Annotated in this window: 22 protein-coding genes and 1 pseudogene; 11 read left to right on the top strand and 12 right to left on the bottom strand. The window is 41.0% G+C overall.

The genetic code is table 11. The annotated features are described in order from the left end of the window. The first annotated feature begins 232 nt into the window (after positions 1 to 232). The 3 genes from DCO44_RS01245 (at position 233) to htpG (ending at position 3,384) form a co-directional block, all read left to right on the top strand. Positions 233 to 838, top strand: coding sequence for an OmpW/AlkL family protein (locus DCO44_RS01245; RefSeq protein ID WP_116758805.1), 606 nt, complete (start codon positions 233 to 235; stop codon positions 836 to 838). 170 nt (positions 839 to 1,008) lie between these two features. After that, positions 1,009 to 1,353, top strand: a complete 345-nt coding sequence (locus DCO44_RS01240) for a lysozyme inhibitor LprI family protein (protein ID WP_116758804.1) — start codon at positions 1,009 to 1,011, stop codon at positions 1,351 to 1,353. A gap of 111 nt (positions 1,354 to 1,464) precedes the next feature. Further along, on the top strand, positions 1,465 to 3,384 hold the full coding sequence (gene htpG, locus DCO44_RS01235) for a molecular chaperone HtpG (RefSeq protein ID WP_116758803.1): 1,920 nt from the start codon (positions 1,465 to 1,467) through the stop codon (positions 3,382 to 3,384). Positions 3,385 to 3,476: 92 nt separating this feature from the next. Here htpG and DCO44_RS01230 read toward each other — a convergent pair whose 3' ends face one another. The 6 genes from DCO44_RS01230 to DCO44_RS01205 all read right to left on the bottom strand — a co-directional run bounded on the left by DCO44_RS01230 (position 3,477) and on the right by DCO44_RS01205 (position 8,307). After that, a complete protein-coding gene (locus tag DCO44_RS01230) occupies positions 3,477 to 4,616 on the bottom strand; it encodes a hypothetical protein (RefSeq protein WP_416224507.1) in 1,140 nt (379 codons plus the stop codon). Positions 4,617 to 4,695: 79 nt separating this feature from the next. Further along, a complete protein-coding gene (locus DCO44_RS01225; protein ID WP_116758801.1) occupies positions 4,696 to 6,198 on the bottom strand; it encodes a hypothetical protein in 1,503 nt (500 codons plus the stop codon). Between the two features lie 9 nt (positions 6,199 to 6,207). Next, positions 6,208 to 6,387 carry a hypothetical protein gene (locus tag DCO44_RS01220; protein WP_116758830.1) on the bottom strand — a complete coding sequence of 60 codons (180 nt, stop codon included), beginning with the start codon at positions 6,385 to 6,387 and terminating at the stop codon, positions 6,208 to 6,210. 304 nt (positions 6,388 to 6,691) lie between these two features. Beyond that, positions 6,692 to 6,874: a hypothetical protein gene (locus DCO44_RS01215; RefSeq protein ID WP_116758800.1), complete on the bottom strand. Its 183-nt coding sequence runs from the start codon at positions 6,872 to 6,874 to the stop codon at positions 6,692 to 6,694. 228 nt (positions 6,875 to 7,102) lie between these two features. Continuing rightward, positions 7,103 to 7,336, bottom strand: coding sequence for a hypothetical protein (locus tag DCO44_RS01210; protein WP_228157487.1), 234 nt, complete (start codon positions 7,334 to 7,336; stop codon positions 7,103 to 7,105). 260 nt (positions 7,337 to 7,596) lie between these two features. Then, complete coding sequence (locus DCO44_RS01205; protein WP_116758799.1) at positions 7,597 to 8,307, bottom strand: DsbA family oxidoreductase; 711 nt, start codon at positions 8,305 to 8,307, stop codon at positions 7,597 to 7,599. 237 nt (positions 8,308 to 8,544) lie between these two features. Here DCO44_RS01205 and DCO44_RS01200 point away from each other — a divergent pair, with 237 nt between their 5' ends. The 3 genes from DCO44_RS01200 to DCO44_RS01190 all read left to right on the top strand — a co-directional run bounded on the left by DCO44_RS01200 (position 8,545) and on the right by DCO44_RS01190 (position 10,323). Continuing rightward, positions 8,545 to 9,060 (top strand): hypothetical protein, encoded by a 516-nt coding sequence (locus tag DCO44_RS01200; RefSeq protein ID WP_116758798.1) that lies wholly within the window; start codon positions 8,545 to 8,547, stop codon positions 9,058 to 9,060. Between the two features lie 145 nt (positions 9,061 to 9,205). Next, positions 9,206 to 9,958, top strand: a complete 753-nt coding sequence (locus DCO44_RS01195; RefSeq protein WP_116758797.1) for a hypothetical protein — start codon at positions 9,206 to 9,208, stop codon at positions 9,956 to 9,958. 92 nt (positions 9,959 to 10,050) lie between these two features. Then, on the top strand, positions 10,051 to 10,323 hold the full coding sequence (locus DCO44_RS01190) for a hypothetical protein (protein ID WP_116758796.1): 273 nt from the start codon (positions 10,051 to 10,053) through the stop codon (positions 10,321 to 10,323). A gap of 60 nt (positions 10,324 to 10,383) precedes the next feature. Here the strand turns inward: DCO44_RS01190 and DCO44_RS01185 are convergent, their stop codons facing one another. The 5 genes and pseudogenes from DCO44_RS01185 to fadB form a co-directional block, all read right to left on the bottom strand. Further along, a complete protein-coding gene (locus tag DCO44_RS01185) occupies positions 10,384 to 11,082 on the bottom strand; it encodes a hypothetical protein (protein ID WP_116758795.1) in 699 nt (232 codons plus the stop codon). A 120-nt stretch (positions 11,083 to 11,202) separates the two neighbouring features. After that, positions 11,203 to 11,292 (bottom strand): annotated as a pseudogene (locus DCO44_RS16975) (hypothetical protein); the annotation flags it as partial. Between the two features lie 41 nt (positions 11,293 to 11,333). Next, positions 11,334 to 11,957: a PH domain-containing protein gene (locus DCO44_RS01180; protein ID WP_116758794.1), complete on the bottom strand. Its 624-nt coding sequence runs from the start codon at positions 11,955 to 11,957 to the stop codon at positions 11,334 to 11,336. Between the two features lie 167 nt (positions 11,958 to 12,124). Then, positions 12,125 to 13,297: an acetyl-CoA C-acyltransferase FadA gene (gene fadA, locus DCO44_RS01175; RefSeq protein WP_116758793.1), complete on the bottom strand. Its 1,173-nt coding sequence runs from the start codon at positions 13,295 to 13,297 to the stop codon at positions 12,125 to 12,127. Positions 13,298 to 13,309: 12 nt separating this feature from the next. Continuing rightward, positions 13,310 to 15,463, bottom strand: coding sequence for a fatty acid oxidation complex subunit alpha FadB (fadB, locus tag DCO44_RS01170; protein ID WP_116758792.1), 2,154 nt, complete (start codon positions 15,461 to 15,463; stop codon positions 13,310 to 13,312). Positions 15,464 to 15,913: 450 nt separating this feature from the next. Between fadB and DCO44_RS01165 the strand changes: the two genes are divergently transcribed. From DCO44_RS01165 to DCO44_RS01155, 3 genes are all read left to right on the top strand, one after another. Continuing rightward, positions 15,914 to 16,891, top strand: a complete 978-nt coding sequence (locus tag DCO44_RS01165) for a hypothetical protein (RefSeq protein WP_116758791.1) — start codon at positions 15,914 to 15,916, stop codon at positions 16,889 to 16,891. A gap of 147 nt (positions 16,892 to 17,038) precedes the next feature. After that, positions 17,039 to 17,953 (top strand): lipid A hydroxylase LpxO, encoded by a 915-nt coding sequence (gene lpxO / locus DCO44_RS01160; protein ID WP_116758790.1) that lies wholly within the window; start codon positions 17,039 to 17,041, stop codon positions 17,951 to 17,953. A 113-nt stretch (positions 17,954 to 18,066) separates the two neighbouring features. Beyond that, positions 18,067 to 18,489 carry a PH domain-containing protein gene (locus DCO44_RS01155; protein WP_116758789.1) on the top strand — a complete coding sequence of 141 codons (423 nt, stop codon included), beginning with the start codon at positions 18,067 to 18,069 and terminating at the stop codon, positions 18,487 to 18,489. Positions 18,490 to 18,554: 65 nt separating this feature from the next. On the opposite strand, the gene DCO44_RS01150 is transcribed toward DCO44_RS01155, so the two are convergent. Continuing rightward, on the bottom strand, positions 18,555 to 19,556 hold the full coding sequence (locus DCO44_RS01150; RefSeq protein ID WP_116758788.1) for a zinc-binding alcohol dehydrogenase family protein: 1,002 nt from the start codon (positions 19,554 to 19,556) through the stop codon (positions 18,555 to 18,557). Positions 19,557 to 19,660: 104 nt separating this feature from the next. Here DCO44_RS01150 and DCO44_RS01145 point away from each other — a divergent pair, with 104 nt between their 5' ends. Continuing rightward, entirely contained in the window at positions 19,661 to 20,041 is a 381-nt protein-coding gene (locus DCO44_RS01145) for a winged helix-turn-helix transcriptional regulator (RefSeq protein WP_116758787.1), read from the top strand. 140 nt (positions 20,042 to 20,181) lie between these two features. Next, the gene (gene uvrC, locus DCO44_RS01140) at positions 20,182 to 21,987 is read left to right on the top strand and encodes an excinuclease ABC subunit UvrC (protein ID WP_116758786.1); all 1,806 of its coding nucleotides are present in this window, start codon (positions 20,182 to 20,184) and stop codon (positions 21,985 to 21,987) included. Positions 21,988 to 22,064 lie beyond the last annotated feature (77 nt).

Here is a 22,064-nt window from a genome sequence, read left to right as displayed (position 1 = left end):
GTGGTTATATTAAAAACTTGAGTAATATACTCTGAATATAATAATAAATATCTGATTAATATGGTTGGTTTTAAATACCAACCATATTAGTCAAATTAAAATAAATAACATTATTAATCAGTGGTTTGAAATAAGTTGTATTTATATTATTTAATAAGTGTTGCATATTAATAACAGTCTTGTTTAATATTAATTAAGCGTTAGGTTTTTTATTATAAAAGGGTTGTTTAATATGTTAAAACAAGCTGCACTTATTGCATTATTGGGGTTTTCTGCATCTGCGATGGCAGGTGGCTGGCAGGCAAAAGTAGGAGCTTCAGTACTTTCTCCAACTGGTGACTCGACTTTGGCGCCAGGCCTTTTGGTTGAAGCAGATCACGAGTTCGGTTTTACACCATCTATTGAATATTTCTTTGGTGATACACCTATTTCTGCTGAATTATTATTGGCTACGCCATTTAATCATGATGTGCTTTTAAATGGCAGCAAAGTGGCGAAGGTGAAACATTTACCGCCAACTATTACGGCAAAATATAACTTTAAAAACTCAACTCGTTTCACACCATATATTGGGGTAGGTGGTACTGCATTTATTGCTTGGGATGAAGAAGGGGTCGCAAAAGACGTTAAAAACGATTATGGCTTTGCAGGTCAAATTGGTTTTAATTTCCAACCAGCAGATGCGAAAAATTGGGGCGTATATTTAGATGTGCGTTATGCCGATTTAAGCCCAGAAGTTACATTGGATGATGCGACTGCTCAGGCGGTAGGTAAAAGTAAATTTGATTTAAATATTGATCCAGTGGTTTATACCATCGGCTATAGCTATAAATTCTAAGTAATAAAAATAAGAATAATAATAACAGCGCTAAAACCTCATCTTTTGATGGGGTTTTTTTATGTTCTTTATTTAAATATCTGCAACAATCTTTCACTGTGCAGACGCAAAAGATTACACTTTATCCTACTGATTTTGTTTAAATTGAATAAAAAATAGAGTGTGCAAACATGAGAATTTTAAAAATAACTTTATTAATATTGTCTTCATTAACTGCAATGGGAAGCTATGCTGCCAGTTTTGATTGTGCACGTGCAGCAACCGTGACTGAACACAAGATTTGTAACCAGCTTAGCTTGAATGATGCCGATGTGAAAATGGCAACAAGTTATAATATTTTAAAACGGTTGGTGCCTATGGGAACACGTTCTGTGATTCAGGATGAGCAAGTGAAATGGCTGCGTTTACGTGACCAATGTCGGGATAATCTGCGTTGTTTAAACGATGTGTATGCCATGCGGCAGCAACGATTGGATTTATATTTACAGCAGATTTATCAACGTGGACCGTATTAAAAAATATAAATGATTAAAAAAAGAACACTTGCTATTGAAAAATCATCGAGTCACTCCAATTCATAAAGCATCTGATAAAAACACTGTGTGAATGAATTCGAGGAAGGTTGTATGAACGAACACAATACACAAAAACATAGCTTTCAGGCTGAAGTAGCGCAATTACTCCATTTGGTGACTCACTCACTTTATTCAAATCCAGAAATCTTTTTGCGTGAGTTAATTTCGAATGCTTCGGATGCCTGCGATAAACTGCGTTTTGAAGGTATTAATCACCCTGAATTTTATGAAAATGATCCAAATTTACATGTGCGGGTCATTTTAGATAAAGAACAAAAAACACTGACTATTTCTGATAACGGTATTGGTCTGACACAACAAGAAGCGATTGATAACCTTGGAACGATTGCTAAGTCGGGCACCAAGGACTTTATGTCGAAGTTGACGGGCGATCAAAAAGCCGATGCACAGTTGATTGGTCAGTTTGGTGTCGGATTCTATTCGGGCTTTATTGTGGCGGATAAGATTACGGTTGAATCGCGCCATGCAGGTACACCTGAGAATGAAGCGGTACGCTGGATCAGTGGTGGTACAGGGGACTTTGAAGTTGAGCAAATTGAAAAAGCAACCCGTGGTACAGACATTATTCTGCACTTACGTGAAGATGCTTTAGATTATTTAGAAAGTTATAAAGTTAAGCAAATCATTAACAAATATTCCGACCATATTAGCCTGCCAATTGAAATGCAAAAAGAGGTTTGGCAGGAAGAAGAAGTAGCCGAAGGTGAAACACCGAAAGGCGGTCAGATGGTCAAAACCGATGAATGGGAAGCGATTAACTCGGCCAGTGCTTTATGGACACGCAGTAAAAATGAAGTCACTGAAGAGCAATATATCGAGTTTTATAAGAACTTGAGTCATGATTTTGACGCTCCATTGGCATGGGCACATAACCGTGTCGAAGGTAGTACCGAATATACGCAATTACTGTACATTCCAAGCAAGGTACCGCACGATATTTTCACTCGTGAGGCTAAAGCAGGGATCAAGCTGTATGTGAAGCGTGTCTTTATTATGGATGATGCAGATAATTTAATTCCAAATTATCTTCGTTTTGTACAAGGTGTGGTGGATAGTGCGGATTTACCGCTGAATGTCAGCCGTGAATTGTTACAAGAAAGCCGTGATGTCCGTACCATCCGCGAAGGTAATGCCCGCCGTATTTTGACAATGCTGGATGGTCTGGCGAAGTCGGAAAATGAAAAAGACCAAGAGAAATTCAAAACTTTCTATGCTGAATTTGGTTCGGTCTTGAAAGAAGGTTTGGGTGAAGACTTTGGTAATCGTGAGCGTATCTTGAAGTTATTGCGTTATGCGACTTCAACCAATGACGATATCAGTACCTCTTTAGCAGACTACAAAGCGCGCATGAAAGAAGGGCAAAAAGCCATTTACTATGTGACCGCAGATAGTTTGAATGCTGCGAAGAACTCACCACAATTAGAGTTGTTCAAGAAAAAAGGCATTGAAGTGTTGTTAATGGCAGACCGTGTGGACGAATGGGCAATGAATTTTGTCCAAGACTTTGATGGCACGCCAATGCAAAACGTATCTAAAGGTGCGGTGGATTTAGGTGACTTGCAAGATGCAGAAGAGAAGAAAGCACTTGAAGCTGCTGCAGAACAATTTAAACCTGTCGTAGACAAATTGTCGGATGCTTTAAAAGCAAAAACCAAAGAAGTCCGTGTGACCACGCGTTTAGTGGATTCACCGGCATGCTTGGTAACCAGTGAAGGTGAACTTTCGCCACAACTCATCCGTATGTTGAAACAAGCGGGTCAGGCAGTGCCTGAAAGTAAGCCAATTCTGGAAATTAACCCTGAGCATCCACTGGTGAAAAAACTGGATGGTACAAGCCATTTTGAAGATCTCGCTAATGTGATCTTTGATCAGGCGGTAATTGCAGAAGGGGGTTTACCTGAAAATCCTGCTGAGTATGTGAAGCGTATTAATCAGTTATTACTTAAATAAGATAAGGACTGATGCAAAAAGGCAACCTGTTATCGGTTGCCTTTTTTAATAAGACACTTTTGTGGATAACAGAGAAGTTATCCACAATTGGGTTAAAAGAGTGCTTCTAAGCGTAATAAAGTACTTAAATAATGACTACGGTCTGCACGATGATCATTGTAATAATTGATATCGGTTTGCACATAGAACCATTCACGCCATAAAGGCTGCCGCCACGAAATAAAGGGTCCCCAACTATTCAGACGTAAATCTGAATTATCCAAATAGCCACCTGTGTAGAGCCCATAGTTAAACTGGTTGCCCTGGAAGAATTGATGTTGGCGAAAAGCATAGTTGTCCCAGTTCAAATCATCCTGCTGCATATCGGCATAGGTTAAGCTGAATTGATCCCTTAGAAATGCTTCATTTGGTCGTGCATGGGTGAGTTCTAAGTTGGTTCTTAAATAATTTTCGCTGTCGACACCATAACGGTAAATCTGTTCTGCATGAAAGAAAAAGTCATTTTCTAGCGTCCAATCTTTTTTGGCTTTCAAACGGAGGTAGATATCATCGCCAGAACGAACCCCGATATCAAAGTCGGTTTCAAATGGGAGGCGTTTGGAAATATCTGACCAACGTAAAGCCAATGAACTGTTGGCATCTCGGTTTTGACGCCGATCATAGGCTTTGTCATTGTCTGGGCTAGGTGGATTCTCATTGGTAATGGCCACGTTGTTGGCCAATTCGTTATCGAGTGAGTCATCACCAAAAACCAGACTGAGTTTTTTTTCTAAGTTGGGCAAACTGATCTTACCGCGAATACGTGGTTTAATGTCGTATTCATCATGTTTGTTCCAACGGTTATCAATCAGGACCCTTAAGGTTGCGGAAGCAGGAATGTTGGTATTTTTTTCACCAAACCAACCATCAATGTTCTCAGAGGTATCATCAGCCCAGTTGCGAATGAGCTTTTGTTTACGATCTATCCAAGTTTGATTTTCTGTGACCATCGTTGAAGGCACAATTTGTTCATCGGATTGTTCTGGCAAAATCGTTGGGGCTGAATCAATCCAACGTGGAATAGTATAGAGCAAGCTATCTTCAGTAGTAGGTGCTTGTTCTATGCTATACGGGGGAGAAGCTGGGGAGACGTCTTGTACGTCACTCGTATTTGCCCAGCTTGAAGTATGGCCCATCCCCAAGGCAACCATCAACACAAGTGGCTGTGTAAAAGTTTTTCTCATTGTAGGCATTCTTTTATTCTAAATTTACCTTCCAAGTTTGGTAAATTTTAGGGATGAAAATCAAGCTTTTGCTACAAAATAAAATAAATTAACTGCCAATGTGTATTTGAATGGCATCATGCAATTTTGAAGCCGAAATGGGTTGGGGGAGCGTTTGAATAATCCTTTGGATTAATTGCCATGACACACCTTGGTTGCGGTCTAAGAGAATATAAGGATAAGCCATTTCTTCACGCGATAACTGTAGTCGAGCCTGACCATGAATGACACGAATTTTCTGCCGTTCTTTAAGCAAGATAATTGCGGTTGTGTAGTTGGCAGAAGTTTCTTCAAATGCAATTAATTTATGCTTTTGAATACATTTTGCAGGAATAAACGGTTGATAAGTTTCAGTGTTCCAGACCAATTCGGCTTGTTCGCTATACAGTTCGAAAAATTGCTCCGCATTTTTACATTGTTTGAGTGATTGCTCATTGGGCAGGAGTTTGAGTGCCACAAGTTCGTAGGCATAATGTTGGCTGATAATATTGCCAAGGCGTATGGCATGTAATTGATCTTCTGCGCCTAAAATCACGATATATTTAACAAAGCATCCTTGAGCATTGATTTGCTCGGCTAAATAAACGGGTTGATTGACATACTGTTGCAGTTGCGAAACCGAGATAATAATCTCAAGTAATGGCATGATTTCTGGCACATTTTCCACTGTTAAGCTACAAAGCGCTAACTCTTGTGCTTGAGGGAATCCTAACGCGGTTAAACGGCATTTCCACTGTCCAAGTTCAACGACTTGTGGAAGCAAATGATTGGAGTTGAGAGGCGTAGTCGCTGCTTTAGGCAGTGGAGTTACTGTTGCCGCTTTGGTTGAGAACAATGAGGGTGCTGCATCATCATCTTTCGAACTCAATTCAAACGTGTGGATTGCGATGCTTGGTGAATCTGACTCCAGAGGCTGAATTGGGGCGGTTGAGGAAGCAGAATTTTGCTGTAGCGCGAGTGGTTCAAAAGAAAAGGGGCGATTGGCCGTGTTGGGTGCAATGATGCTGTCATCTTTTCTGGAACTTGCAAATGAAACAGAGCCTTTCTTACTGGTTTTAAAATTTTTAGCTGTTTCGACAGACAATTGATTCAGCTCGGCATCCGTTTTTAATGCCGCATAGATTTCTTGTTGTTCTAACATCCAGGCATAATTCTGTTCGAGCCCATCCCAGTCACTGATTAGTGCAGTACGAAGCGGAGCAGGGATATACCAGATTTGAAAGCCTAAATTGGCACGATGTAAAATTGCCCAGCCCATTTCTGGGTACTGTTCAAGTGCCTGTTCTAAGGCTAAGTCATGCTTAAATACGCCACGAAAGGTTTGTCTATATAACGAATGTTGAGCAAACTCATCTGCTGCATGCTCGGGATGCATATAAGATTTAAAATTTAGAATTTGCTTTTTAAAAATAGGTTCATCACAACGTAAAAAGATTTCTTTTAGACGACATTTTGATTTTGCAATTTCATAAAATGACAAAGACCGTTGGTCTAAGCCATGAATAAGACCTTGTAATTCCTTGGCTAAATGGGCTTTTTCTAAAACATTCATAGATGGTCTTTATAGATGCTGTTGAGCCTTTTCCAAATAACTTGCCAAAACAATATTGGCTGCTATTTCTAACAATTTATATTCTGTAGATGTGTGTTGAGGATAGCGTTCTGCCATGGCAATCAATTCATCCAAATTAATTGCTTGAGGGGGAACTGTTCCTTGAATCAGTGCTTGAATATCTTGCATGTACATAAAATCAAATTCCTCGATTAATGCCTCTAGATCACTTGATTATATGGATTTATCAGAAAAAAACATGAAAATTTTTGTCATCTTTGACGCATTTTTAGGTGAATATGACATTTATTTAAAAGTTTTGATTAAAAATTATTCGTAACAATTCATTTTAACCGAATCACAACAACGCCAGTTGTTGAAAAAGGCAGATCGTTTCAACATTTTTACTTTTTGTTTTAGACATTTATGCATCGCTCAACAATAAAAAACAGCCCTTAATCGGGCTGTTTTTTAGCATACGAAAAACTGAGTCTTAGGCAGCATCTTTTGCTGGTGCAGATGCATCTTGAGCAATCTGTTCAGTTGGTGTTGCAGTTGAAGTTTGTGCTTTCACCTCTTTTTTCACTGGGAAATTGGGTACATAAACGACTTGTGCAGAAACTTGAGCAGAAATAGCAAACGCGGCAATAGCCAAAATAGATTTCATGATTGACATAAAAATCACCTTGATAACAGAGAGAATATCCAAAATGGATAGGGAGAAAAAATAAGCAAATGAATGGTATCAAAAAATGATCAAAATGGGGTGTATTTCAGCCCGAAAAAGATGAATGCTCAGTTAAATTATTGTTTTAAATCAATGTAATATAGTTATTGCTCTAAGATTGCCTTAGCTATTAAGACAATCTTGTGGTCGTGAAAAAAATAGTGAAAAATAAAACATTTAACGGTGTTTAGACTGGTGCTTTTGATACATTTTTGCACTCATAATCCCGATGACTGCACCCGAAAAAGGGCTAAGTTTAGGAAGAAAACGCCCCGCAATTGCACCCATCACAGCACCTGCAAAAGCAGGCGAAACACGAGATTTCTTTTTTGTTTGGGTTGATCGGGTACGGGAAAAATCTTGTGTAGCAGGTGAGTCAATCGTTTGATCTAGAGTCGCTTGATGGTTCATATAAACCTCGCCAAAAGTTGGATGAGTAACTGTACTGTTCTAGCCTATCCCCATGTTATGTAAGAACTGTCATGTTCCTGTGTAGTCAAGGCTGACTTTATGCAAGCGAATTGTTTTGATTGTTAATGAAAATGTGTACTACGTATGGATTCGGTTGTACCTGCTTTTTAGGGGAGCACTTTTATTTGCGGCAGAAAAAACCTCCGAAGTTTGCACTTAGGAGGTGGTTTGAAAACCGAAGCAGTTAAATTACGGAAGACTTATTTCGGTTGTTCTGAGACAGGATTACATTGTCCATCCACATCACATTGATTTACTTCAGGTGCTGTATCGGCATCATCTGCTGTTTCAATGGCTTTCTCTAAGACTTGTAAGAAGACTTCGCGGGGTTGTGCACCAGCTAAAGCAACGCGTTGATCAAACACAAAGAAAGGTACACCTGTGACTTTGAGTTGATCGCGTGCGACTTCCTGATCGAATTTGACAAAGTCTGCATATTCATCTGAATTGAGTACATCATCGACTTCGACAGGGTTCAGTCCAATACGCGCAGCAACGTCTTCAATGGTTTCACGTTCACCAATCGGCAAACCTTGGGTCATATAGCTATAAAAGAATGCTTCCTTGGCATCAGAACCCAAGCCTTTGCTTTGCGCCAAGTGGATAATACGGTGTGCATTAAAGGTATTGCCAGAATTGGCATTTTCCCAATTAAACTCAATACCTTCTGCTGCTGCCATCGCTGCAATATTGCGTTGCATGTCTTCGACTTCGGCAAGTGTGCGACCATATTTTTGTGCTAGACGTTCAGAATTTGAAATTTCTTGGCGTGCTGGAGCATCTGGATCAAGTTCAAAACTGTGCCAATGCACTTCCAGTTCTATGCCCGCTTGCTCCGCTGCAGCTTCTAAACGTTTTTTTCCGATATAGCAAAATGGGCAAACGACATCGGACCAGATATCAACACGCATGTAATTTCTCTAAAAAGTAACAATAGCAATTCAGAAAATGATGGGGATGATTCCTGGAATTTAAAGCAAATGAGATGAAAAAAAACGTTGTGTTGAATGCAATGGGCATCGTGCACTTTCATCCACAATTGACCGTTTATCTGACAAGCAAACTGGATGTAGCTGAAAAAATATACAATATGCTTGGGGCTATGTATCGAATTATCCTGCTTATATCTCTAATTTTTGGATGGTTTTATGAATTTTTTGAAATATCTTCCTGCACTTTCTTTTATTTGGGTCCTCATATCGATGGATGTTCGAGCCAACGGTGAAATCGTGAGCTTACCGACATTTAAAGTCATGGCAGAGTCAGAACTTCGCGCAGAATCAGGCCTCATTCCTTATCAGCAGGATGAAAATATTCGTAAAGCGTTACAGCATCGGATGATGCAATTACAGGATGATACCCAGTCTTTTGTGGTTAATCCGACCCTCGTTCACAATCTAGATGTTTTAGCGCCTGCTGCAATACCCGATCTAGATTCATTACCCCCGTTATTGCGCGAGCATGTGTTAAATATTGCCGCGGGTTTACAGTCATCTGACCCGACTGAGGGGTTGTATATTATGTTGCAACCTTTTGGTATTGATCGGAATGCGAAAAATGTCCAGATTGTGCGTGAACAAATTTCCATTGGACAAGTCGATTATAATTTTATGCAGGGTAATCAACCAAATACACAATTACCACGCGCACCAAATACAAAATAAAACGTTCAGGATTTTGACCGTAACCCATTGTTAATTTGGCTGAATTTACAGCAGCGTATATTTTTTAAAATGTAAAAAAATGCTGAAATATTCAGCATGTTCTGATGTTTGTTATGATAGATACAACGGGGAATCGGAGCGAACTATGCCACGTATTTTTCTGATTTTAGGATTAGCGACAACTGTCGTGTTTGGTGGATTATTTTATCAATACTACGAGCAACAAAAAGAAACGACTCAACTCGAACAATATCAAAAGGTGCTGTACGAAAAAACCGATTTAATTTACGCCCAAGCCAAAGACTGGAACAAGCCCATAAACGTCGATGTGACCGATGCACGCTTACAGGGTGATTATAAAGTAATGGCCAGTTTTGTTTTGAGCCAGATGATTCAAAGTGCTGAAGCACGGAATGCTTATTTGCGTGAGTTAAAAGAGATACATTGGGATGAATTTTTAAATATTGACCGCTTGAACAAGGATAAAAAACAGAATTATCAAGAAACGGATTTAATGTTGCAGCAAGCACATGCCTTGGCGACAGAGTATCAGGTCAAGATTGAACAAGCACAACAAAATGCCTTAGAGCAAGCGAAACAACTGCCGATTCAATCGCGTTATCGGCATCAACTGGCAGAAAATTTGCGGGAGAGTAAAAAGCAGAATGAGGCTTTAGCATTATTTGAAATTGAAAAACAAGTACTTGAAAAAGCCGATCAAATTTTCTTGGTGTTAAAGAATAACCGCTGGCAGAGTAAAAATAATACCTTCATGTTTTATGATGCTGCGGCCTTAAAACAATTTAATACGCTGTATCAGGACGTATTAAAACTGAATGCACAGATGCAACAGATCCAGCAGCAAAATCAACAAGCACTTGAACAGAAAGATGAATAAGCACTGAGTTGGTGTCATATAACTTTAAAACGATTGCGTTAAGTTAGAACTGTTGAGCACATTCACGCATCAGATTTAAAGCAGGTACAGCAATGAAAACCATTCAGGTCTTTGATGATATTCAACAGGTGTATGTCGAATTTTTACAAAATAAAGCCTATCCCAAACTGGAAAGTCTGAGTAACTGGGGTAAAAACCGTTTCTTCTTTAGCCAATATTTCCGTTTAATTGAAGATTGGCACCATACCGAACAAATTGTGATTGAGTTTAATCGGCAGTATTACAGTTTGGATACGGGCAATGCCCCCGATTTTATGGATCAAGAAAAATACATGGCATGGTTGATGGCAGAGTTACTGGCTTAGCAGTTGGCACTGGTTCTAGAAGTCCATCCATTGAGTTTGGACTTCTCGTTGTTCATAACATTAATCAAAGATTTTTTCGGCTGCTTGGAATGGCAGGCTGACGACATCAATCGCTACAGCAAAAGGCAGTAACACCAGTTTTTCAAAAGGATTGAGTCCTGATTTTGATTTGTAGCTTTCCTCTTGATAGGTATAAATGCTGACTTGATAAGGCTTACTCAACGGTTTCAAAGTATTGAGATTATTGGCGGCAGGGTAGACCACACCAGCCAAAGCAACGTCGAAACAGAAGCGTTGCGCCTTCATGCGTTCATCACTATAAGTTGAACACTCTTTTGCGCCATTTTCGATAAAGAATTCGAGGTCTTTTTTACTGATGTCTTCTTTGAGTTTGACATAAGACAGTGGCAGTGTACCTGTGAAATGACCATCATTTTTCTCTGAATAGAAACTGAGTTCTTTGGTCATTTGAATATTTTTCGGGTCTAGTTTAGTGATCAGCGAGACAAACTGAGTTCCGCCTTGGGTCAAGATGTAGCTATTTTTTTGCCCTGCAATCACTAGACTATTGGCGGGTAGCGTACTGAGTACTTGGGCAGGTTTGCCAAATGCCACCACTTGGTCTTCGACTAAAGTGACTTTGTTGGAACGGGTATAGGTTTTATTGTCTTTGGTCATCAGGGTTTTGGTGGCGCAGCCTGTGAAAAGTGTCGCTATGATGCTTGCACTGATGATCGTTTTTACTGGTGATGAAAACATCAAGTTCTCCTGCTCACTTTATTGTTAAGCTTTAAAATTAATATTTATAAAATCTTGAGAGAACCATAATAAAAAATCCCCGCCAAAGCGAGAATTTTTATACATCAAATTAGTGTATTTAACACGTTCGATAGTGGTCACGATACCTTGCCCCAAACCGATACACATGGTCGCAAGCCCAATCGCACCACCATTTAAGTTAGTGATGTCTTATCATCAATGCCTAAGCTTCTTTAAGCTAAAGAATCTTTCTATTGCTTGATATAGCGTTCAAAAATTGTTGAAAAATCATAGTTCTCAATTTGTTTACGGCGTTTAATCAGGTTTTCCTCAACTTGCAGTGTTGTTTGGCAAATAATATCGGGTAAGTTAAGTACAACTTGTTCAGGCAGCTCACGCAGAGAAAACATAGTATTCACGGCTTGCTGTGTTTGCATGAGCGTCGATGTTTGACGTTCAATTTCTTTGCATGCTTCGCCAATACTAAATAATGCTTTGTATAAATCTCGGACTTTATCAATTTGGGATTTTTCAATATCAATGGAATAGCTTGTTCCGCCCAGTTGGAACTTTACTTCTACATCTCGATCAACCGTGCCAGCAGTTTCAAGTAAGACTCGACTAATCTGATGATATTTATATGGATAGCGATGTAGCGTTCGTTTTTTGCTGACTGCACTTGTACCATCAAGATGAATAAATGCAGTGTTAGTGAAACAATATTCATCTGTTTTTGCTTTAATTAAAAAGAAAATTTTTTCGTTATCTTCATGGAAAATATAGTCATCAATATCTGTTTTGTCATAATCTTGAGGTTCAATAATCTTACCGATATCACTGGTTCCCATTAAATCTGCTGCCATATTTTTAAACATTATTAAAACCTTATTATTGATTGGAGTGGTGATCATAATTTGCTGTGTATTGTTCTGTCTAGATCGTGTTTTTGAATTTTAAGCTTTTCAATAAAAGATAGAGACTTCATGTTATGCAATAAAAAATCCCCGCCAAAGCGAGGATTTTTATACATCAAATTAGTGTATTAAACACGTTCGATAATGGTCGCGATACCTTGACCCAAACCGATACACATGGTTGCAAGACCAATTTGCGTATCTTGCTGTTCCATCACGTTCAACAATGTTGTTGTAATACGTGCACCAGAACAACCCAATGGGTGACCCAACGCAATCGCACCACCATTTAAGTTAATGATGTCTTGCTTGTCATATACGCCTAAGCCTTTCATGACGGATAAGCCTTGAGCCGCAAATGCTTCGTTTAACTCGATAGTTTGGATATCTGCCATCGTTAAACCAGCACGTTTCAACGCTTTTTGAGTTGCAGGCACTGGACCATAACCCATAATCGCAGCATCACAACCTGCAACCGCCATAGAGCGAATCACAGCACGTGGCTTAAGACCTAAAGCAAGAGCACGTTCAGCAGACATCAATAACATTGCAGACGCACCATCAGACAAAGCTGAAGATGTTGCTGCTGTTACTGAACCACCTTTAGGATCGAATACAGGGCGTAATGCTTTGAATGCTTCAAGGTTTGCATCGGGACGAATTACTTCGTCGATGTCGCAAAGGATTTTAAAGCCATTTGCATCGTGACCTTCAACACCCACGATTTCGTTTTTAAAACGACCTTCTTGCGTTGCAGCCCAAGCACGACGGTGAGATTCCACACCAAACGCATCTTGTTCTTCACGAGAGATACCATTCATACGACCTAACATTTCAGCAGTTAAGCCCATCATGTTAGATGCTTTAGCGTAGTGCTTAGATGCTTCAGGATTCAGATCGATGCCGTGCATCATGCCGACGTGACCCATGTGCTCTACACCACCGATGATGAAGATATCACCTTGGTTGGTTGCAATCTGAGCAGCAGCCGTGTGCAGCGCTTGCATAGAAGAACCGCAAAGACGGTTTACCGTTTGACCTGCCACAGTTTTTGGAAGATCAGCCAATAAGCCAATGTTACGGCCAATGTTCATCCCTTGCTCTAGAGTCTGGTTTACACAGCCCCAGATCAGGTCTTCAACTTCATTGGTATCAAACTGGTTACGAGCAACGAGTGCACGAACCAATTCAGCAGATAAGCTGTCGGCACGCACATTGCGGAACATACCGTTTTTGGTTTTACCCATTGCTGAACGTACGCCATCAACGATGACAACGTCACGTGGATTTAAAGTAGCCATTCACGTTGCTCCTTAACCGTAGAATTTTTTGTTGTTAGCAGCCATGTCACGCAACATTTGTGGCGCTTCATAAGCCTTACCTAAGTGTGCATATTTGTTGCAAAGTGCAACGTATTCAGCAACACCTGTTTGGTCGATGTAACGGCATGGACCACCACGGAATGGAGGGAAACCTACACCCATAATCATCGCCATGTCTGCTTCAGAAGCAGTCGCCACGATGTTGTCTTCTAGGCAACGAACAGTTTCGTTACAGAAAGCCAGCATCATACGGTCAATGATTTCTTGAGCATCAAACTCATGTTTTTCGGCAGTCGCAACAGAAGCAACCAGCTCATACGCCGTTGGATCAACCACTTTGGCTTTTTTGCCTTTACGGTCAAGTTCGTATTTGTAGAAACCAACGTCGTTCTTTTGACCCAAACGTTTGTTTTCGTACATGATTTCGATTGAGCCTTTGAAGTCTGGCTTCATGCGGTCAGGGAAACCTTCCGCCATGACTTCTGCACCGTGAACGCCCGTGTCGATACCGACCACGTCGATCAAGTAAGCAGGACCCATAGGCCAGCCGAATTTTTCCATCACTTTGTCGACTTGTTGGAAGTCCGCACCATCTTTAAGCAGAAGGTCGAATGCACCAAAGTAAGGGAACAATACGCGGTTAACCAAGAAGCCTGGGCAGTCATTCACCACGATTGGTGTTTTACCCATTTTCTGAGCAAGAACAACTGTGGTTGCAATCGCTTCAGCAGATGTCTTTTCACCACGGATCACTTCGACCAATGGCATCATGTGTACTGGGTTAAAGAAGTGCATACCCACGAAGTTTTCAGGACGTTGTAGGTTTTCAGCCAAACGTGTGATTGAAATTGTAGACGTATTTGAAGCAATGATCGTGTTGTCACGAACATTTTTCTCAGTTTCAGCAAGTACAATGCCTTTTACTTTTGGATTTTCAGTCACCGCTTCAATCACGATGTCCACTTCTTTAAACTCGTCATAGCTTAAAGTTGGACGGATGCGCGCAAGCGTTTCACCCATTTGAGCAGGTTTCATTTTCTTACGTTCAACTTGTTTGGTCAGTAAGCCATTGGCTTCTTTCATACCCAAAGCAAGTTGCGGATTACCAATATCCTTCATGATGATTGGTGTGCCTTTGCTTGCCGCTTGGTAAGCAATACCACCACCCATGATACCTGCGCCCAATACAGCCGCTTGGTTGACAGGATGCGCACCTTTTTCATATTTTTTCGAAGTTTTCTTCACCACTTGGTCATTGATGAATAAACCGATCAATGCACCTGCTTGTGGTGTAATGGCAGCTTTGGCAAAACCCGCTGCTTCTGCTTTTAATGCTTCATTACGTGGAAGGCTTGCACCTGCTTGTAATGAGTCAAGTAGAAGTTTAGGCGCAGGGTATTGCGCAGGATTTGCTTTTGCAAGAACCGCACCTTTCGCCGAGTTGAACGCCATCATTTGTTCAAGTTGGTTCAACTTGACTGGGTCAATTTTTTCCTGACGTTTTGCTTTCCAGTCTACACGACCTGCAAGGGCTTGTTTCACCAAGTCAATTGCAGCATCTTGGAGTTTGTCAGCCGTTACAACCGCATCAACCGCGCCATCTTTGAGCGCAGCAGCAGGTTTTTTCGGCGCAGCCATCGCCATCCATTCAACTGCATTGTCGATACCAATGACGCGGCTTAAACGAACTGTACCACCGAAACCTGGGAAGATTCCCAATTTGATTTCTGGTAAGCCGACTTGAGCTTGTTCAGACATGACACGGTAGTCACAGACTAAACACATTTCAAAACCACCGCCCAATGCCATACCATTGATTGCAGCAACTTTAGGAATGTCTAAATCTTCAAAGCTGTTGAAGATGTCATGTACAGGCATTGCCCAGTCGATAATCGCTTGTTCACCTTGCGCGAAGTTTTCACCAAATTCTGTGATGTCTGCACCAACGATGAATGTAGATTTACCTGAAGTAACGACCAAGCCTTTTACTGAGCTATCTGCTTTTACAGCAGCAATAGCAGCTTTAAAATCTTCAATCGTTGCACGGTTAAATTTGTTGACCGACTCACCTTGTAAGTCAAAGCGGAATTCTGCAATTCCGTCCGAAAGCATTTGGACGGTAATGGCATTGCCAGCGTGGATCATGCCTGATCTCCTTTATTTTGGAGGACTTCTAAGTTGATGTTTTGAAGCGTGTTCGCTTGTTCTGCGCACGAAAATGCTTCGCTAATCTTACGATAACTATATCCAAAAAGAACATAACAAGTTGTATCAAGCAGTGACGCAATGGTCATCAATTTTAATTTCATTTACAGCAAAAATTATTGAAGTGAAAACCGTACTTAAAATTGTTCAATAAGATGCATCTGTTTTTTATACAAAAATTGTACTGCTTATGCTTTTGTTGTGTTTGATGGCGAATGAAAAACCACCATCCATCACTATGCAATCTGTGTCAAAAAAGTCAATTGTATTTTGGAAGTTTCCACTAATGATAAAGAAGAGGACTTTATTTTATAGGACTTGATTATCTATTAAGAAAAGTTAAAATTTGTGCGGGTTTTATTTTAACAATCATTCAAAAAAGAAAATATCATGACTTTAAAAAATAAACATTTATTGCTGTTGCCTTTAATCGCATTGTTGCTCAGTGCTTGTGGAGGGGGTGGCGATGGTGCTAGCAACTTCAAACCTGCACCCGCGGATACTGCCAACGGCACCAAATATTATCGTATCCAGTATTATTTTGATGATAAAGGTGATGCGTTCACTGCTTCCCATTTTGAATTGCAAAATAGAAAAATTGTCACCGCTGACAGTCGTCAGCCATTGAATCAATATATTGTGACTCAACAAGCAGTGTATGAGCCATCTCAGCGCTATCAAGCTGACATTGATGTGCATTCAATGTCACACTGGACTTTAAATCTAATTGCCGATTTGAAAACAGACTGGAAATTCGAAAAGGTCGCGTTAAGTGGAAAAAACGTCTTTGATACGGTGATGCCGGGCTATCGCGACTTACGTTTTGATACGCAAAGTCCGTATGCCAATGCACGAATCTTTTTAGCTTCACATGGTGCAGAAAAATTCCCACAAGGCAGTACCTGTTACCGTTTGATCTCCACGAAAAATAATCAATCTTATTTTAGCTTTCAAACTGATCGTGCAGAAACACAAACCTTTGCTCAGGCGCAAGCGCAAAATCAGTTGACCGCCAGTTTGGCACAAAAACAGTGGCCTAAGCTCGGTGTAGAACATGCTACAGGGCAGTGGGCAGATCGCTTAAATTGGAGCGCTGTTTTTAGCAGTGTGACGGGACAGGAAATTTCAGGTTTAAGCAAAGTACAATTTAATGATCAGGTTTATGCTGCCAATTTGAATAGTGCCAGTGAATGGACAGCAAAGAATCAAATGCAGTTTGAACAAGACAGCATTGCCTATGGTGTTTATCAAGATAATCCAGAACAACTCAGAAATTCTAAACTCGCGATTGCCAGTTTGGAGCGAGGCTGTTTCATCTATAACCAAGTTGCAGCAGACAAATTGGCGACTTTAAGCTTTATTCGATAATGTGTTGGGGAGACTGTTCGGATGGCATTGATCGGATACTGGCATGAACTTGTGCATTAAATTTGATAAAATTTTGCCAAAATTAAGGTCTAGCCCCATGGTCACGTTGTAAGACGTGACCATCAGAAGCAATGAAACGAGTGCTGTATGATTAAGTGGATTATCTTGGCGATTTTTGTGATTTCTGCGTTGTATATCCAAAATCGCGGTAAAGTGCGTCATTCTTTTTACCGTCAATTTTTTGACCATTCGACCTTATTGGCGCCCATCAACTTTTTAATGTACCTCTTTTCCAAGGTGCCGAATCAGCCGTATATTGAAACCCAATATTTTCATGATTTGAAAATTTTGGATGAAAATTGGGAAATGATTCGAGATGAAGCCCAAGCATTGTATGAGCGCGGTGGTATCAAAGCATCGAGTAGTTATGATGACCTCGGTTTTAACTCATTTTTTAAAACAGGTTGGAAGCGTTTTTATTTAAAATGGTATGACTCTGCGCATCCGTCCGCTGCCGAACTATGCCCCAAAACTACCGAATTATTAAAGACTTTACCTAGCATTAAAGCTGCAATGTTTACCGAACTGGCACCTGATAGCCGTTTGGTGCGTCATCGAGATCCTTATGCAGGTTCACTACGTTATCATTTAGGATTAATCACCCCAAATGATGATCGCTGTTTTATTGATGTTGATGGGCAACGTTATTCATGGCGTGACGGTGAAAGCGTCGTGTTTGATGAAACGTATATTCACTATGCCGAGAATAAAACGGAACAAAACCGCATTATTTTCTTTGCCGATGTTGAACGTCCCTTAGAGACGCGGTTGATGCAAAAGTTTAATCGTTGGTTCGGTCAAAATGTCATGACGGCCGCCAGTTCACCCAATGAAACAGGGGATCAAACGGGTGGTTTGAATAAGGTTTTTGGAACAGTTTATCAAGGTCGGTTAAAGGCCAAAGCCTTAAAGAAAACCAATCGTAAATTGTACTATTTTTTAAAATGGTTCCTGATGTTAGGTATTTTTTTCCTGATCTTTGTCCGTCCTTACGTATTCTAAGCCTTGCTAAACCAGAACGTCCTGCGGGACGTTTTTTTAGGTCTGAAAGTCGTGAGTACTTGCTCTTACAGTTTGCTATTTTTTGTGTAAGATAAGAGCAAATGGGGGAGAATATGCAAAAATTTCGTTCAAAAAAAGATTGGTGGATTCTCGGTTTTATCATTGCGATGACGGGCTTATTGCTTCAATTGTTATTGACCATGTATGCCAAAGGAAGCATGGCACAATATCCTGTGCATACTTTGATTTATGTGTTGACCATAGCGGTGCTGTGGTGGCCTGTATGGAGCACACAATATCGGATTGACGCAGAGCAATTGGTCGTTAGCAGTATGTTTTTGACCTGGAAAATTCCATTGTCTACCATCCAGAAAATTAGTCCTAGTAGTAATTCAGTTTCTTCACCTGCACTTTCTTTGGATCGTCTTCGAATTGATTATCAAAAAGAGGGTAAAGCCAAATTCATCTTAATTTCACCTAAAGATAAACAGGCTTTTACACAAGCTTTGCAACAGGCGCAGCAGTCGATCAGTTAAATTGGTCTCTGGTTGAATCGTAAAAAAGCCCGCTTTCATCAGTTAGACAGCGGGCTTTTTAGCATTTAAAAACCTTCAAGCACCAGTTTGCCTTGAGTCCGTTCTGATTCAATCGCATGGTGGGCTTGACGGATATTCTCCGCATTGATACTGCCCACGACCTGATTCAAGGTGGTTTTAATTTTCCCTGTTTCAATCAGTTGCGCGGCCTGTTGCAGAAGATGGGATTGTGCTGTCATGTCAGGCGTTTGGAACATAGAGCGGGTAAACATAAACTCCCAATGTACTGCAATTGATTTACGTTTAAACAGATTAATATCTAACTGTTCAGGATCATCAATTAGACCAAACCGACCTTGTGGCGCAATCAGTTCAGCAATCTGGCTAAGATAACTGCCTGTGTGCGTGGTGGAAAATACGTAACGTGGTGCCGTTATATTTTGTGCCTGTAGTTGCTCGACCAAGGATTGACGATGGTCAAGTACGATGTCCGCACCCAATTGTTTCACCCATGCCTGTGTTTCAGGACGAGATGCCGTGGCAATCACTTGCAATTGGGTTTTGGCTTTGAGCAGTTGAATGGCCATAGAGCCGACACCTCCTGCACCGCCAATAATCAAAATGGATTCATGAGGGTGATCATGCTGTTGCACTTGTAGACGGTCGAACAACATTTCCCAAGCGGTAATGGCAGTGAGTGGCAATGCTGCCGCTTCAGCAAAGGATAGATTCTGCGGTTTTAAACTGATAATTCGTTCATCGACCACATGAAATTCGGCATTGGTGCCGGCTTTGGTTAAGTCGCCTGCATACCAGACCTGATCGCCCACTTTAAAGTGTTCTACTTCTGGACCAACGTCGACCACTTCACCTGCGGCATCCCAACCCAAAACTTTATATTGTCCTTGTTCGGGTGAAACGCGGGTTCGGATCTTACAATCGACGGGATTCACCGAAACGGCTTTAACTGCCACCAAGACTTCGCGGTTTTTTGGAGTGGGCGTTGGGAGTTCAATATCTTGTAATTGTTCGGCAGTACCTGCCTGTAAATATCCAACAGCTTTCATATTTTTAATCTCAAATTGGGTTTATGATTAAAATCTTAACGTCGTTTTAAATTTGGTATATACGGTTAAATTCTGCATATAGTGTAGAAAAGGATACTATTGAAATGAGTAAAGCAAAGCACTCTCGCTTTAATTGCAGTCCAGGCTGTGCAGTTGAGGCTGCAATCGGTATTTTAGATGGCAAGTGGAAAAGTATCATTCTATGGCATTTGTTGACCGAGCATACCTTACGTTTTGGTGAAATTCGTAAACGAATTCCCAATGTCACCCAACGCATGCTGACCAATCAACTGCGTGAGTTGGAAGAGGATGGAATTATTCATCGTGAAGTTTATCCGCAAGTTCCGCCAAAAGTGGAATATAGCTTGACGCCTTTAGGTATGAGCTTACGTGAGATTTTATTGGCGCTCAAAGCTTGGGGAGATGAGCACATGGATCTGTATGGACAAGTGATGCCACAACCTCAAGCTGTAGAGCCGACTTGAGATTTTTAACTTTAAAGCCCGCTGTATCGCTTTAAATTCACCAGAATAAGATTGTCGATCAAACGATTTGATTGACTGGCTTGAAAAAGCCTCTTTGCACATCCACATCATTGAATAACTTTCCAAGGTTTTAACGCACTGTGAACGAAAACGCCCGCGAACATATCGAAAAGATTCTGGCCAATATGACCACCTTGCCCGGGGTGTATCGGATGTTGGGCAAAGAGGGGGAGTTACTGTACGTCGGCAAAGCCAAAAATCTGAAGAATCGGGTGTCGAGTTATTTTGTGAAAACCATTGAGCATCCTAAAACTCAGGCGCTGGTGGCACGGATTTATGATATTGAAACTTTGGTGGTTCGTTCTGAAACCGAAGCACTTCTGCTCGAGCAAAATCTGATTAAACTGCATCGTCCGCCGTACAATATTATGCTGCGCGATGATAAATCGTATGTCTATATCTTTATTTCAGCAGACAAACCTTATCCGCGCATAGCCAGTGGACGCGGGAAAGGAAAACATCAAATCGGCAAGTTTTTTGGACCTTATCCGAGTGCATATAATGCACGTGATACGCTGTTGGTGCTTCAGAAACTGTTCAATGTACGGCAGTGTGAAAATAGCTATTTTTCACAGCGTAAGCGTCCGTGTTTGCAGTATCAGATTAAACGCTGTTCTGCACCGTGTGTCGGCTTGATCAGTCCTGATGATTATGAGGAAGACGTGAATAACTCCATTCGCTTCTTAAAAGGTGATACCAAAGAGCTGAATCAGGAATTGATTCAGAAAATGGAAGCCGCGGCTGAAGCGTTAGAGTTTGAGAAAGCGGTGTTTTATCGTGATCGTATGGCCTTATTACGTGATGTACAGGCGCAGCAAGCCATTTATAAAATTAAGGGCGAAGCCGATATTCTGGCAATTGCCTTTCAGGCGGGCGTGACCTGCGTACAAATTATGCATGTCCGTAATGGCAAAATGCTAGGCGGAAAAGCTTATTTCCCTGATATGTTGGGTGATGATCTAAGTGAAATGCTGTCGGAATTTATGGCCAACTTCTATTTTCAGGTGGCGGATGAAGTGCCGAATGAATTGATTGTGAATGTCGAAATTCCCAATCGAAAAGAATTGGAACAGGCTTTACAGCAGCATTTTGAACAAAAAATCCAGATTAAACATAATGTGCGTGAAACGCGTGCAGAATGGTTAGAGTTGGCACAGATGAATGTGCAACACGCCATTAAAGGCAAATTGGCCAATCATTTAGAACTTAATGAGCGTTTTCATCAACTCGAGCAGGTGGTCGGGCGTCCTGTTGATCGGATTGAATGCTTTGATATTTCCCATACCATGGGTGAAGCTACGGTTGCTTCTTGTGTGGTGTTCGATGCAGGAGGCGCGCGAAAACGCGATTATCGTCAGTTCTCGATTCAGGATATTACCGAAGGCGATGATTATGCAGCGATGCGCCAAGCGCTGACTCGCCGTTATAAAAAAGCCATGCTGCCTGATTTACTCTTGATTGATGGCGGTAAAGGTCAATTGCATATGGCAATGCAAGTGATGCAAGACTTAGAGCTAGATGCTTTTATGGTGGGGGTATCGAAAGGTGAGGGGCGTAAACCTGGATTGGAAACCCTACATTTCACCGATGGCACTAAAATCCAATTGCCCGAAGATCACAAGGCTTTACATTTAATTCAGCAAGTACGTGATGAAGCGCATCGTTTTGCCATTACCAAGCATCGTGCCAAACGAGATAAGAAGCGGGGTTCCTCCATTTTAGAAGTGATTCCTGGGCTTGGACCGAAACGTCGTCGTGACTTACTGACGCATTTTGGGGGTATTCAAGGGGTGCTGAAAGCTTCGGAAAATGAAATCATGCTCGTGCCTGGTTTGGGGGAAGTCATGGCGCGTACCATTTATAAAATTTTGCATGAATCACTGTGAGTAAATAGCAGAAACGCTCAGTGACGCGTGAGTCATATGGTATTCACAAATGCGAGTACATGGTGAACAATCTTTGC

Origin of the sequence: Acinetobacter sp. AM (assembly GCF_003105055.1) — a bacterium.
Taxonomy (GTDB): Bacteria; Pseudomonadota; Gammaproteobacteria; order Pseudomonadales; family Moraxellaceae; genus Acinetobacter; species Acinetobacter tibetensis.
The sequence above is the reverse complement of the archived record's forward strand: the minus strand, read 5'-3'. Positions and strand labels throughout refer to the sequence as shown.